A 14,041-nucleotide genomic window follows, 5' to 3' on the forward strand; every position below is an offset into this window, starting at 1 on the left:
ACACTCTCCCCTCCCCTTTTGACCTTATGCTACTATTGAAGATTAAATCTGTTGCATCCCATCAATCCATCCTTTTATTTTCTCCCCTTCAAACCCGCTCATGGCAGGGAAACTTAAAAACCCTTTATTTCCAGAGTCTAAACAAGTACCGCTTGGTTGGGTTCTGATTGTACCTTTTCTAATTCAGATTTTTGCCGCAGTGGGTTTAACCGGTTGGTTTTCCCTACGCAATGGTGAAACTGCGGTTGAACAGGTGACGACTCAACTGCGAAATGAACTCACCGCTCGCATTGATGAACATCTAGCAACCTATCTGCAAACGCCTCATTTAGTTAATCAGATTAATGCACAGGCGATCGCCAGCGGTCAATTAAACATCAATGATGAAGTAGCGGTTCGCACTCACTTATGGCAACACATTCAACTGTTTCCCCAGATTTCCCAAATTGGGTTTGCCAGCACCGATGGTTATTTCCGTGCCGTTAATCATCGTTTGACTCCTTTCTCGTTTGAATGGATTGTCAGTAGCCCCAAGCCTTCACCAAAGATTAATATTTATACTCTAGATAACCAAGGAAATCCTCAGTCGTCATCGACTCAAGACTCTGTTATGGATCTCCGTCAGGAAAACTGGTATCAAGAAGCACTAAAAAATAAAGATCTAATTTGGACTCAACAACAGATTTATCCCAGTCAAACCCCAGAACTCATCCTCAATGCAAGCCAGCCTCTATACCAGAATGATAGCCAAATTACTGGGGTTCTCAAAACCAGCCTCAGCCTAGTCCAAATCAACGATTTTTTACAAGGCTTACAGATTGGGCGATCGGGGCAAACGTTTATTATGAATAGTCAGGGGGATTTAATTGCCAGTTCTCTGCCCGAACTCTCCTCCAAGAATCCACTCCAAACCTCCGTTCCAATCACCGCAGAAAATAGTCCCCATGCCCTGATTCGATTAACGACGAAACAGATACAAACTGAATGGGGGAATATTGAGCAAATCCAGGAATCCTATCAACTCAGTTTTTTATTTAAGCATCAACGACAATTTGTCCAAGTCACTCCCATCGAAAATAATCAAGGTCTCGATTGGTTAATTGTCGTTATCATCCCTGATTCAGACTTTAGGGGAGTTATTTACGAAAATATTCGCAATACCATTTTACTGTGTTTTTTCGCTTTGATGGTGGCAGCCAGTCTAGGATTAGTAACAGCCCGCTGGATTTCTAAACCCATTTTGAACTTAATTCACGCCTTAGAATCAATTTCAGCAGGCAACCTAGATCAAACTTTAAATATCTATCAATCTCGATTACCTAAAATTCATGAACTAGAAATTTTATCTCGGTCTTTTAACCAAATGGCGGCTCGATTTCGTCAGTCTTACGAGGAATTAGAAATCCGGGTTCAATTGCGAACATTTGAGTTAAAAGAAGCCAAAGAAGCAGCCGATGCAGCTAATTCTGCAAAAAGCGAGTTTCTCGCCAACATGAGCCATGAATTACGCACTCCTCTCAATGGTATCCTAGGATATACTCAAATCTTAAAACGCTCTCCCAATATCCCCGAAAAAGAAGAAGATGGAATTGACATTATCCATCAATGTGCCACTCACTTACTCACCCTAATCAATGATATTCTAGATCTATCTAAAATTGAAGCTAGAAAACTAGAAATTGATCCCTCTGATATCAATTTTAATACCTTTTTAGACGGAGTTGCCGAGATTTGTCGGATTCGTGCCGATCAAAAAGGAATCGCCTTTCATTATTCCCCCGATCCAGCCTTACCTCATGGCATCCATGCTGATGAAAAACGAATTCGTCAAGTTCTCATTAATTTACTCGGCAACGCAATTAAATTCACGGATACCGGGCAAGTTTCGTTTGAGATCAAAACCTTAGAAAAAAATCATACAAAAGAACAAAAAATCCATAAAATTCGCTTTCAAATTCAAGATAGTGGTATTGGCATCTCCTCTGAAAAACTGGAAGCCATTTTCTTGCCGTTTGAACAGGTTGGAGATGTATCTAAAAAAGCTTCAGGGACTGGGTTGGGATTAGCCATTAGTCAAAAAATAGTGGCAATGATGGGCAGTGAAATTCAGGTGGAAAGTGAACTCGGTCAAGGAAGTTTATTCTTTTTCGATTTAGAGTTGCCTGAAGTGTTACAATTTTCAGAGGAGTTTACTGCTCTGGAGTCTAAAGAAATTATTGGATTTGAAGGACTGGAAAGTGTCAACATTATGGTCGTTGATGCTCATTGGGAGACTCCCTCCATTATTACTAATCTTTTAGCACCTATGGGATTTACTGTCACGCAAGCGAATCAGGGTCAAGAGGCTCTAGCATTACTGCCTGTATTTGTACCCGATTTAATCATTACTGATTTAGACATGCCGGTTATGGATGGCATTGAATTAATCAAAGAAGTGCGATCGCGTGAAAATTGGCAAGATTTACCCATTATTGTCTCTTCTGGGCGTGTCTTTGCAGAGGATCGCAACCGCTCTCTAGAAGTCGGTGCGAATGCATTTTTACCTAAACCCTTAGACACTCATCGCCTTCTAGAACAGATTCAAAGCTGCTTAAATATTGAGTGGATTACTCAACCAGAATCCATCGAAACAACAGATGAACATCTGGCGGTTCCAATTGTCTCTCAATCCTCTCAGACTCTTTCGATCCCCGATCGAGAAAATCTAGCCGAATTATATCGCTTGGCAATGGAAGGAAATCTCAAGAAAATGCAAAAGAAAGTGAGTTTAATTGCTGAAGCTAATCCGGATCTGAGTCCTTTCTGTGAGCAAGTCAATCGATTGGCAAAAGAGTTTAAGGAAAAAGAACTCCTCGAACTCATTGAAACTCATTATCAGAGCCTCAGAGGAGACAGTCATGAGTAAGAATAGCGATCCCGAATTGAATATTATTTTAATTGTAGATGACAATCCCAATAATTTAGCTGTTTTATCTGATTTTCTTGATGAATCTGGATTTGAGGTTAGGGTTGCTAGAGATGGAGAAAGTGCTTTAGAAAAAGTGAACTACGCCCCTCCAGATTTAATTTTGCTAGATGTTATGATGCCGGGAATTGATGGATTTGAAGCCTGTAGACAGTTAAAATCCAATCCGGAGACGGAAGCTATTCCCATTATTTTTATGACAGCTTTATCCGATACGGTGGATAAGGTTAAAGGACTGGAGTTAGGAGCAGTTGACTATATTACTAAACCTTTTTCTCAAGAAGAGGTGTTAGCTAGGGTAAGGCTACATTTGAGACTGAGGAAGATGGCTGAGAAGTTAGCCGAACAAAATGAAATACTTAAGCAAGAAATCGAAGAAAAAAATCGTGCTGAGGTAGCCCTGCAAGCGTTAACTCAAGAGCTGGAACAACGGGTAAACGATCGAACTGCTGAGTTGCAACAGGCGCTTACAGATTTGCAAGATGCTCAGGTGCAGTTGGTGCAAAATGAAAAAATGTCTACGTTGGGTCAATTGGTGGCAGGAGTTGCCCATGAGATTAATAACCCAGTGGGGTTTATCATGGGAAATTTAAGCCACGCCCAGCAGTATATTCAGGATATTATTGAACATCTAAATTTATATCAACAGTGTTATCCAGAACCCGATCTAGAAATTCAAGACCATTATGAAGAAATTGAATTGGATTTTTTACTGAAGGATTTGCCGGATTTGATTGGTTCTATGCACGAAGGAACAGATCGGATTCGTAATATTAGTCGGTCCTTGAGAACGTTTTCGCGATCGGATATAACGAGTAAGGTCAGCAGTGATATCCATGAAGGAATTGATAGCACTTTGCTAATTCTCAAACATCGCTTGAAAGCAACGGAGGAGCGCCCAGCGATCGCCATTATCAAAAAGTATGGAGATGTGCCGGAAATTACCTGTTATCCGGGTCAACTGAACCAGGTGTTTATGAATTTGCTAGCGAATGCTATTGATGCCTTAGATGAATCGAATCAAGGACGCACGTTCCAAGAGATTGAAAGCAATCCCAACCAAATTACAATTCAAACCCAATTGTCGCCTTCCCAACGGGAAGTAATTATTACGATTGAAGATAATGGCAAGGGTATTCCCGAAGAGATTCAGAATAAAATATTCGATCATCTCTATACCACGAAAGCCTATGGACAAGGGACGGGTTTAGGACTCTCGATTAGTCGGCAAATTGTGGAAGAAAAACATGGGGGTAAACTAAGCTGCCATTCAGCGAGCGTTTGTGCCAGCGAAACGGAGTTTTATCGCGGTTGTGTCTTTACCATTACCCTGCCCGTAACGTAGAATTACCCCTTCGCTATAGTAGAAGAGAAGTCTAGCGCGATCTGGAGTCCACACTTAATGAATTCTGCTTCCTTACCTCCCTTGGAGTCGGATCGACCAGAGGAATTGCGATCGTGGGAATCCTCCCCTTTTCCCCAAGATATGGGGATTTCCTTACTGATCGAAATGGCTCAACGGGGGGAAATCGATCCTTGGGATGTGCAAGTCATTGATGTGATCGATCGCGTCTTAGAGCAGCTTAACGCCCGTGCTGCCATGACTCCCGAAGACCAGAGTGTGAATCGGGCGGACTTATCGGAATCAGGTCAGGTGTTTCTCTACGCCTCTATGTTAGTCCTCTTAAAAGCTGAAAGCTTAGAAGAAGATAGCAATGACCTCTCTCCAGAAGACTTAGCAGCCGAAATGGAGGACTATGACGATCAGCCGGATGGCAGTCGTCCTCGAATTCCTTTCCGCTTAGAAAACCAATTGCGTCGCCGAGCCATTGCACGACCGGTGAAACAACGGCGAGTAACTCTGCAAGAGCTGATCGATCAACTGCAAACCATGAGCCAAACGCTCGCAGATCGCTCGGGGAAGTCACCACGTCGTCGTGCCCTTTCTCGCGCTCAAACAGCCAAAGCTATCCGTCAGTTGGCTCATGAGGAAAACTTATCAGAAGTGGCGGAAAAATTAGAGAAGTTTCTCAGTCAATATGGGTTGGCTGAGGAAGAGCAACCGGAATGGCTGGAACTCGAGCAACTGCTCGTCTCCCATCCCCAATGCGATCGCGTGGGTACCTTTTGGGGTTTACTTTTGCTCTCCGCCCAATCCAAAGTCGAATTAAAGCAAGAAGAATTCTATCAAGACCTAAAAATCCGCGTCCTAGGCGAACTGAGTCCGGCTTAACGACTTTTTGGCCAAAAATCGACAGAAGCCAAGGTTAAGAAGTAAAATCACTGATAACCTATATACACAAGGATCAGGTTGTTATCGAACTCCAAGACCTGATCGGTCAATCCTGATTAAGGTATTGGAACACCCGTAGTGATCAAAAAACTGTGGTTGAGGAATAGACAATTATGAAAGCCATGATTCTGGCGGCTGGTAAGGGAACTCGTGTCCGCCCCATCACCTACACCATTCCCAAACCGATGATTCCCATCCTACAAAAACCGGTAATGGAGTTTCTCCTGGAACTATTGCGCCAGCATGGTTTTGACCAGGTGATGGTCAATGTGAGCCACTTGGCCAATGAAATCGAAAGTTATTTTAGGGACGGACAACGGTTTGGGGTTCAAATTGCTTATTCTTTTGAAGGAAGAATTGAATCTGATGGAACTCTGGTCGGGGACGCATTAGGCTCGGCAGGCGGAATGCGCCGAATTCAAGATTATAATCCGTTTTTTGATGATACCTTTGTGGTTCTGTGTGGCGATGCCCTGATTGATTTGGATTTGACGAAGGCGGTTAAGTGGCATAAGGAAAAAGGGGCGATCGCCACGGTGATTATGAAATCTGTTCCCAAAGAGGAAGTTTCTAGCTATGGGGTAATCGTCACCGATGAGGATGGACGGGTGAAGGCCTTCCAAGAAAAACCCTCCGTTGAAGAAGCCATTAGTACAGATATTAATACCGGTATTTATATTTTTGAGCCAGAAGTGCTCAATTATGTTCCCTCTGGCCAGGAATATGATATTGGAGGCGAATTATTTCCCAAGTTAGTGGAAATGGGAGCGCCATTTTATGGTATTTCCATGGATTTCCAATGGGTTGATATTGGCAAAGTGCCGGACTATTGGCGAGCAGTGCGTGGGGTGCTGCTCGGAGAAATCAAGAATGTATCGATTCCTGGACACGAGGTTTCTCCTGGTATTTATACCGGTCTCAATGTGGCGATTAATTGGGATAAGGTGGATATTACTGGGCCTGTTTATATTGGCGGCATGACCAAAATTGAAGATGGTGCAAAAATTGTCGGCCCAGCTATGATTGGCCCCAATTGTCATATTTGTAGCGGGGCGACGGTGGAAAATAGTGTAATTTTTGAGTATTCTCGCCTGGGTGCAGATGTACGATTGATCGATAAACTGGTCTTTGGACGGTATTGTGTGGATAAAACCGGGGCATCGATTGATGTGCGATCGGCTGCTTTAGATTGGTTGATTACGGATACCCGTGCCGTGCCACCGCCTGTGCCTCCAAAAGAGCAACAGGCGATCGCCGAATTGTTAGAATCCGATTCTTAACTCAACCCAGAAATCCGGTTTCTTATGTCTTCTTGGCGATGTTTGCGATCAACCCATGCTGTAGATACTGTCTTGGATATCAAGGGGTGGAGATCGGGGCGGCGATCGTGTAATTGGGGTCAAAAGGCTTTTGGGACTTCAACAAGGCAAACGCCAAATGAAGAAGTTTACGCATAACGGCCCCAATCACCTGCATTTTCACCTTACCTCGATTCAATAGCCTCTGGCTGAAAGCCTTGAGTAGAGGATTATGGTTCATCGCCACTACCGCTGGCATATACAAGGCTTTTCGTAAACGCCGATTACCGGTATGAGAAATGCGGGGTTTACGTTGAACCGAAGTACCAGAAGTGCATTGGCTGGGAGTTAAACCCGCATGGGCAGCTAACTGACGAGGGCTGTGATAATTTTCAATCTGACCAATTTCAGCTAATAGAACAGAAGCAGTCAGTTCACCAATACCTGGAATAGAGGTTAATAGTTCTTGTTGTTTTCCCAGGTGGGGATGGCGCTGAAAATGGTCTCGAATCAGCTCTTGCACTTGTTGTTTTTGCTGCTCTATACCCTGTAGATGAGATCAGATTAACTCAGCGATCACACCTGTAGAGGTTTCCAGACGGTTGCGCTCTTGTTGTGCCATCTGTTCCAGAGAGTCTAAGCGTCGCATCAAGGCTTGAAGTTCCTTGATCTCTACTGGCAAGGGAGTCCAAGGGGAGGGGTTAATGGCTTGGCAAAAGCGAGCAATTAACCCAGCATCCACACAGTCAGTTTTCGTTCGTAACAGTTCGCTTTTGGCAAATCCTTTAATCCGGGCTGGATTGACGATACTGACGGTGAAGTGTTGGCCCACCAAGAATTCGGCCAGTGCTTCTCCATAGGTACTGGTGGCTTCCATGCAAGCATGGAGCTTAGATACTTCTTTGCCTTGAAGCCAAGCGAGTAACTTCTCGAAGCCTTCACTATCATTGTTGAACTTTCTTGGTTTACTGCTTTGTCCTCCTTTGAGGCAAACCACATGAAAGTCTTTTTTGGAGATATCGATCCCTAAAACGGTTTTTTCCATGTTTGCTTCCCCACATAGGATATTTTGCCCATGGCTGTCACAGGCAGGATAAATAACTAACGAGAGTTCATGCAGGCTATGCTCTCATGAGTGCCTTAGATACTGTCCAGTTTTTAGATTGCCTGTGTTCAGTTGAGTTGGCTTATCTACATAACAGATTAACGGGTCGTCATCTAAGGGGCGGGGCAGCTTCAACTCAACGGATGCCACATCACTCGATCTTTCTACTAAAACTGTACTTAGGGCATGATCATTTCAGCATTTCTTTACTTTCCCTCTCCTCTGACGAACTGGGGCTGTTGTCTTGTCTGTTCTTTATTTTCCTCCTGATCTACATTGATGGAGCTGGCTGTTTAACGATCGCTGACCCAGCGTGATCTCCTCCTTTGCCTGATCGCCAACTCTAACGATCGCCTCCTCTCTTAAGATACAAGGGGCGGGTTAACCCAGATTTAGGAGACAAACAGATCGATATCCTAAACCCGCCCCATGCCCTTCGCTGAAATTATTGTATCTTCTGGCATCTATTACGTTGGATTACGGACGGGGGAGGGCGGGTTCACAGAATTGCTCCCTCTGTCTCGTGAATTTTGGTAAACCCGCGCCTACAAAATTTATTTTTAATCTTAATATCCTCCAGAGGGTTTAATTTCAAAAGGAACAGCAAAAAGCCGCCTCAAAATACCAGTAGAGTCTAAGTCTTAAGACATGCGATCGCTCAAATCGAGGCATAAATTGGCTAGAATGGGACCAAAATAGCCGTATAAAGCACAATGATGGTCGTCCAGGCTCCCCCTCAAAAATCCCTATGGCTCCAGCTTCCCCAAGAATTGACGCTGCATGTGACACCAGAGCAGTTTACAATGCTGGCTGCGGCGAATCGTGAACTTAGATTGGAGAGAACTGCAACAGGAGAATTAATTGTGAATCCTCCCACAGGTGGCAATACGGGTCATCGTAACCTCAGCATCACTGGTCAACTCAGTGTTTGGTATGAAGCCAACGATACCCTAGGTCGAGCTTTTGACTCTTCCACAGGATTTCAACTCCCCAATGGTGCAAACCGCTCTCCAGATGCGGCTTGGGTTCGTCAAGATCGCTGGGATGCCCTTACCCCCGAACAGCAGGACGCTTTTATTCCATTGTGCCCAGATTTTGTAGTTGAGTTGCGCTCTAAAACCGACAGCCTCAAGGAACTACAGGCAAAGATGCAGGAATATTCAGAGAATGGGGCGCAGTTGGGCTGGTTGATTGACCCAAAAAATAAACAGGTGGAAATTTGCCGTCCAGGTCAAGCCGTTGAGGTGTTAGAGAATCCGATGATATTGTCTGGGGAGGAGGTTTTACCCGGGTTTACGCTGACGCTGAAACGGGTTTGGGCGTAAAGGAAAAAACACTTGCTAAACATGAGTATTTACCTAATCTTGTAGGGGTTACGATCCGGCAGGTAGGGGCGAATGGCCGTTCGCCCCTTGAGATTGTGAATACACCAACAAACCTTGCCATATTGGAGCTTTTTAGCCAAATTGAGATATCTTAAAAACCCTACAAGATTAGCTTTCTAAGGGGGGTTGGGGGGATAAGGATGTACCACATAAAGCGCGAAAACTGCTGTATTACTCTAAAAGTTGTTGAATAAACTCCAATTGGGTGGTATCGCGAATAATCAAGAAAATGCCTAAACCTAATAACAACATAATCCCAGTTTGCATGACATTTTCTTGGACTTTAGTGGGCAGGGGTTTACCGCGCAAGCCTTCAACTAGGAGAAACGCCAATTGACCCCCATCGAGGGCAGGTAGGGGCAAGATATTTAAGATGGCCAAATTCACACTAATAATGGCAGCAAAAAAGAGTAAACTGCCGGAATCCGATCGCGCTAACTTAGCCCCTTCCTCCACAATTCTCACCGGCCCGCCCACTTGACCAGCCATAGAGCTAAAATTGGTGATCAGTTGACCGAAGCCTTGAACCGTCCGCACCACAATATCTTCAAACTGCTCTGCGGCTAAACCCAAAACTTCAAACAGGCTTTGAGGCGATCGATAGGTGGGCGTACCATTGGGAAATAACTGTACCCCAATCCGTCCTTTTCCATCCGGCCCGGGTTGAGGAGTGACTCGCAACGGAATTATTTTATTCTCCCGTTCAACGGTCAAGTTTAACGGTTGGTTGGGAGCCAATTGAATGGTTTCTTGCACTACACCAATCGCACGTTCTGAAGCCTCTAATGGTTGTCCATCGATACTCACAATAATATCTCCGACACGAATACCAGCTTGGGCGGCAGGAGTATCACTGGAGAGGACTTGAGGGACTAAGACTCCGGGTTGATAATTAATGCCATCAGGAACCCCTTGAAACCCAAACTGAAGTACCAAAACCAGATAGGCAAAAATCAAATTGGCAATTACCCCGGCACTAATGACGATCGCCCGGTCTAATAAGGGACGATTATTGAGTAAATCGGGGTCATCTGGGGGAATGGTACTATCGGGGTCTTCATCTGGAAATCCGACAAACCCCCCTAGGGGGATGGCTCGAATCGCATATTCTGTTTCTGGCCCCTGATATTTCCATAAGATGGGGCCAAAGCCTAAAGAAAACCGGTTGGCATGAATCCCCTGTAGACGGGCGGCCAAAAAATGGCCCAATTCATGCACAATAATCAAAACTACAAGAACTGCGATCGCTGCCAAATAACCCATAGGAGTTGATAAACTTGAACACTGAACAACACTATTTTCTTATTGTAGGCGGTAATTCCCTACAAAACTTCCCGTCCTAAATAGGGTTGCAGGACTTCCGGAACCGTCACCGTACCGTTGGGTTGTTGATAATTCTCTAAGATAGCCGCCATCGTGCGCCCGATCGCCAGCCCCGATCCATTTAAAGTATGGAGATATTGGGTTCCTTTTTTCTTCGCCTCACGGAACCGAATATTACCGCGTCGTGCCTGAAAATCACCACAGTTGGAACAACTGGAAATTTCCCGATATTTGCCAGATGAGGGCAACCAGACCTCTAAATCATAGGTTTTCACGGCGGAAAAGCCTAAATCTCCGGTACATAAGGCGATCGCCCGATAGGGCAGTTTCAAAGCTTGCAGAACTGACTCTGCCTGCTGTACCAGGGCTTCTAACTCCTCGGCTGAGGTTTCCGGACGCACAAACTTAAACATCTCTACCTTATTAAACTGGTGCAGCCGAATTAAGCCTCGCGTATCCCGTCCATAGCTTCCCGCTTCCCGACGGAAACAGGGGGTAAAGGCACAATGATAGAGGGGTAGCTCATCTGCATTAAGGATTTCATCCCGATAGAGGCTAGTAATAGGGACTTCTGCGGTGGGAGTGAGCCACAGATCGTCTTTTTCACACTTAAAGCTCTCTTCGGCGAATTTTGGTAATTGCCCAGAAGCGGTGAGAGAGTCGCTATTAATCAGGAAGGGGGGCATAATTTCTGTATAACCGGCCTGAATATGGCGATCGAGCATAAACGAAATTAACGCCCGCTCTAAAGCTGCTCCAGCCCCCATTAACGTCACAAAGCGACTTTGGGCAATCCGCACAGAACGCTCAAAATTCAAGATGCCCAATTGTTCCCCAATTTCCCAGTGAGGGAGAATATTCGGAGTCTGGGGTAAATATTCATCCCCCCAGCGCCGCACTTCCACATTGTCTTCCTCGCTCTTACCCACTGGGGTAGAATCATCAGGAAGATTGGGTAAGGGCAAGAGTAACTCGGCTACTTGGGCTTTCAAGTCTTTTTCTTGGGGTTCAAGTTGGGCAAGTTCGGCCTTAACTTGGTTTCCTTCCTCCTTCAGCGCCTGAATTTCCGGAGATTGGGGTGAAGTCCCCGATTTGATCTGTTGCCCCACCTGTTTGCCAATCTCGTTACTTTTCGCTTGCAGTTGGCTGCGTTGCGTTTCTAGGTCTCGTTGTTGGCGATCGAGGTTTAAAATAGTCTGGAGGTCATAATCTAGCCCTCGACTGTTCAGTTTGGCTTGAACTTGTTGTGGATTATCTCGGATTTGTTTAATGTCCAGCACCGGTTTGTCCTGTAAATAAAGCTGACCCTACACCGATCAGAATATCATCTGCTCAGTCGAGTGGTAAGTTAGGCGATCGGAGTCTGGAATCGGCGATCGCCTGGTTATCTATAGCTAATCAAGACCGACGAACCAATCTTTTATACTATTACACACACGAACAATGGACATTGAGAACGTGGATTTTGAAATAGAATTACCAGAGGTGGAAAGTGTCCGCGACCTAACCATTCATGAAGAGTTTTTCTGGTTAATCCAGAATGGACAAAAGCGAAAAATTCGGCTACACAACTACTCTGAAATCTATAAAATCAACTTTCTCTACGAATATGTGATGAATCAGTTAGACTACCAATCCCATATCGTCCTTAGTTCTTTACTGGTGAAACAATTTACCCAAGCTGGCGGTAAAATTGAAGATATGGTAGTGCTAGATATGGGAGCAGGAACCGGCCTAGTGGGCCAAACTTTAGCGAACTTAGGGGTGAAATCTATTGTAGGAATTGATCGAATTCCCGAAGCGGCAGAAGCAGCTCAACGTCAGTACCCTGGTATTTATGAAAATTACTATGTGGGAGAGTTTAATCTTTTGCATCAAGGGAGTAGGAATACATTTACGAATCGAGACTTCAACTGCTTAATGTGTTGTTCAGCCATTGCCCCAGGTCACATTGGAGAAGAATTCAGTTTCATCTTTAATCAGATTACTCCCCAGGGATGGGTCGCTTTTAATGTCGCTCAGTATTTCTGGGAAGATGAGAGTGAAGCAGGATTTCACCAGCAAAATTCCTGGGTCAACCATCCCAACATCTTTGAGATAGTTGAGATCCAAACCTACCGACATCGAGGGTATATGGATAACCGTTCCTTAGACTACCTAGCCATTGTTGGTCGCAAGCTCTCTAATTTTTGAGTCATTTTTTCTGTCACTGTAGATCAGTCGGTCTGTGACGACCGAGATCGATCCTTTCAAAACAACCAAAGGTAAGTTTCTATGCTAGATCTCAATGAACGTTTGGCAATTGTTCGGCAAGTTCCCATTTTCCAGGAAATTGAGAATGAGGAAATTTTGGAACATCTCAATGCTGCTTTACTGGAATTATGGTATCCTGCCGGTCATTTGATTCTTGATGAAGGGCGAAAGGGGGGATTACTGTATATTCTTTTATCGGGGAAAGTTGAAGTTGTTAAGGATCATGCAGTGTTAGCCCAACTGGGTAAGGGCGATTTTTTCGGCGAGATGTCAATTTTCAATGCTGCGCCCCTCTCCGCTTCTGTCCGTGCAGTTGACGAATGTGAGATACTTTTGTTAACTCAGCAGCAATTGTATGAGGCGATCGAAGTTTCGCCAGGGGTAGCCGTTTATATTATCCGCATTTTGTGTAGGCGGGTAAATCAGATGAATCAAGCGTTATCTGAGTTTCAAGCACAGAAATCTAATCAATAATTAAGTTAATGATTAAGTTGAATGGTTAATTGATATCGGTTTATTGGCAAAACCCTGCTTCTTCAATAATACCTTTGTCATTTTTCGGTAGGTTGGGTTTCATTCCTCAACCGAACCTACCCATAAAGACGTTTTCGATGTTGGCGAAGGGATACTTCAAGAAGCCGGGTTTCTGAACATCTTATGCCTTACATTATATTTTAAGAACCTGCGAGGATTAAATCCACTTCATCCGTGCCACCGGTTTCACCTTGACCGGAAGTGATTGGCTCGCCATTAACTTCGACTGCCATGGGAGTTTCTTGCAGGTTAATGTTATAGTCTGTTGCATCTGCGGTATACCCTACACTAGCGACCATTTGCCGCCCGGCATCGGTATAGACAAACGCCAACATTTGATTCTTTTCTTTGTCGTTATCGTAAGCCCAAATCACCATATACTGGGTGTCTTGGTAGTCAAAGATTTTCGGGGCACGGGTAGGCACATAGCGCCCAGGAGCACCAAAACTCGCATCTAAAAAGCCTTGTACAGACTCTGGTTCTACACTCACATACTGAATTACTGGGTCGCCAGACGAGTAAGAGGCCATTTGGGCTACGGCTGCTTGTTCTGCGGCTTCTGCGGCTGCATCATCATTGAGGTTTCCTGCTACAGGTTCCTCTTTACCTCGGTTGCGAAAATAATCAACGGCCATTTTTGTGCCAATTCCACCGACGGCGGCGACACCAGCACCAATGAGTAGGTTGCGAAGTTTCATTTTTTCTCCTCATGGTTAGAGAGTATGGGTTTAATCTACCATTACCGATCGCCCATTGGTAAGTTGCTTTTAGATCTCGGTGGGATTCTGAAGAGGGGTAGGATAGATGAGGGTGGCGATCTCCCTAAAATCACCCAGTTCTGCTCTCGCTTAAGTCTGTAACGCCAGGGAAACAGATATTGAACTA

At 44.7% G+C, this 14,041-nt stretch carries 12 protein-coding genes; 7 read left to right on the forward strand and 5 right to left on the reverse strand.

The annotated features are described in order from the left end of the window. Positions 1-100 precede the first annotated feature (100 nt). The 4 genes from PN466_RS05020 (at position 101) to PN466_RS05035 (ending at position 6,538) form a co-directional block, all read left to right on the forward strand. Positions 101-2,905, forward strand: coding sequence for a hybrid sensor histidine kinase/response regulator (locus PN466_RS05020; protein WP_271937469.1), 2,805 nt, complete (start codon positions 101-103; stop codon positions 2,903-2,905). After that, positions 2,898-4,310, forward strand: coding sequence for a hybrid sensor histidine kinase/response regulator (locus tag PN466_RS05025; protein WP_271937471.1), 1,413 nt, complete (start codon positions 2,898-2,900; stop codon positions 4,308-4,310). The genes PN466_RS05020 and PN466_RS05025 overlap by 8 nt, the downstream gene beginning before the upstream one ends. A gap of 57 nt (positions 4,311-4,367) precedes the next feature. Next, complete coding sequence (locus PN466_RS05030) at positions 4,368-5,198, forward strand: segregation/condensation protein A (protein ID WP_313898535.1); 831 nt, start codon at positions 4,368-4,370, stop codon at positions 5,196-5,198. Between the two features lie 173 nt (positions 5,199-5,371). Further along, positions 5,372-6,538: an NDP-sugar synthase gene (locus PN466_RS05035; protein WP_271937472.1), complete on the forward strand. Its 1,167-nt coding sequence runs from the start codon at positions 5,372-5,374 to the stop codon at positions 6,536-6,538. Positions 6,539-6,617: 79 nt separating this feature from the next. On the opposite strand, the gene PN466_RS05040 is transcribed toward PN466_RS05035, so the two are convergent. Continuing rightward, on the reverse strand, positions 6,618-7,079 hold the full coding sequence (locus PN466_RS05040; protein WP_271937474.1) for a transposase: 462 nt from the start codon (positions 7,077-7,079) through the stop codon (positions 6,618-6,620). A gap of 36 nt (positions 7,080-7,115) precedes the next feature. Next, positions 7,116-7,601, reverse strand: a complete 486-nt coding sequence (locus PN466_RS05045; RefSeq protein WP_271937475.1) for an IS110 family transposase — start codon at positions 7,599-7,601, stop codon at positions 7,116-7,118. A gap of 776 nt (positions 7,602-8,377) precedes the next feature. Here PN466_RS05045 and PN466_RS05050 point away from each other — a divergent pair. Then, a complete protein-coding gene (locus PN466_RS05050) occupies positions 8,378-8,986 on the forward strand; it encodes a Uma2 family endonuclease (RefSeq protein WP_271937591.1) in 609 nt (202 codons plus the stop codon). A 231-nt stretch (positions 8,987-9,217) separates the two neighbouring features. On the opposite strand, the gene rseP is transcribed toward PN466_RS05050, so the two are convergent. Both rseP and serS read right to left on the reverse strand, forming a co-directional pair. Then, a complete protein-coding gene (rseP, locus tag PN466_RS05055) occupies positions 9,218-10,309 on the reverse strand; it encodes an RIP metalloprotease RseP (protein WP_271937477.1) in 1,092 nt (363 codons plus the stop codon). Positions 10,310-10,368: 59 nt separating this feature from the next. Continuing rightward, a complete protein-coding gene (gene serS, locus PN466_RS05060) occupies positions 10,369-11,649 on the reverse strand; it encodes a serine--tRNA ligase (RefSeq protein ID WP_271937479.1) in 1,281 nt (426 codons plus the stop codon). Between the two features lie 163 nt (positions 11,650-11,812). Between serS and PN466_RS05065 the strand changes: the two genes are divergently transcribed. Next, a complete protein-coding gene (locus tag PN466_RS05065; RefSeq protein WP_271937481.1) occupies positions 11,813-12,562 on the forward strand; it encodes a class I SAM-dependent methyltransferase in 750 nt (249 codons plus the stop codon). Between the two features lie 81 nt (positions 12,563-12,643). After that, positions 12,644-13,096 (forward strand): Crp/Fnr family transcriptional regulator, encoded by a 453-nt coding sequence (locus PN466_RS05070; protein ID WP_271937482.1) that lies wholly within the window; start codon positions 12,644-12,646, stop codon positions 13,094-13,096. Between the two features lie 200 nt (positions 13,097-13,296). On the opposite strand, the gene PN466_RS05075 is transcribed toward PN466_RS05070, so the two are convergent. Further along, entirely contained in the window at positions 13,297-13,854 is a 558-nt protein-coding gene (locus PN466_RS05075; RefSeq protein ID WP_271937484.1) for a hypothetical protein, read from the reverse strand. Between the last annotated feature and the right edge of the window lie 187 nt (positions 13,855-14,041).

It is taken from the genome of Roseofilum reptotaenium CS-1145, from assembly GCF_028330985.1.
GTDB classification, from domain to species: Bacteria; Cyanobacteriota; Cyanobacteriia; order Cyanobacteriales; family Desertifilaceae; genus Roseofilum; species Roseofilum reptotaenium.

Bases quoted from the DNA above. Each gene is read 5' to 3' on its own strand.
- PN466_RS05020 (WP_271937469.1), top strand. From the start codon at position 101: ATGGCAGGGAAACTTAAAAACCCTTTATTTCCAGAGTCTAAACAAGTA.
- PN466_RS05025 (WP_271937471.1), top strand. From the start codon at position 2,898: ATGAGTAAGAATAGCGATCCCGAATTGAATATTATTTTAATTGTAGAT.
- PN466_RS05030 (WP_313898535.1), top strand. From the start codon at position 4,368: ATGAATTCTGCTTCCTTACCTCCCTTGGAGTCGGATCGACCAGAGGAA.
- PN466_RS05035 (WP_271937472.1), top strand. From the start codon at position 5,372: ATGAAAGCCATGATTCTGGCGGCTGGTAAGGGAACTCGTGTCCGCCCC.
- PN466_RS05045 (WP_271937475.1), bottom strand. From the start codon at position 7,601: ATGGAAAAAACCGTTTTAGGGATCGATATCTCCAAAAAAGACTTTCAT.
- PN466_RS05050 (WP_271937591.1), top strand. From the start codon at position 8,378: ATGGTCGTCCAGGCTCCCCCTCAAAAATCCCTATGGCTCCAGCTTCCC.
- rseP (WP_271937477.1), bottom strand. From the start codon at position 10,309: ATGGGTTATTTGGCAGCGATCGCAGTTCTTGTAGTTTTGATTATTGTG.
- PN466_RS05065 (WP_271937481.1), top strand. From the start codon at position 11,813: ATGGACATTGAGAACGTGGATTTTGAAATAGAATTACCAGAGGTGGAA.
- PN466_RS05070 (WP_271937482.1), top strand. From the start codon at position 12,644: ATGCTAGATCTCAATGAACGTTTGGCAATTGTTCGGCAAGTTCCCATT.
- PN466_RS05075 (WP_271937484.1), bottom strand. From the start codon at position 13,854: ATGAAACTTCGCAACCTACTCATTGGTGCTGGTGTCGCCGCCGTCGGT.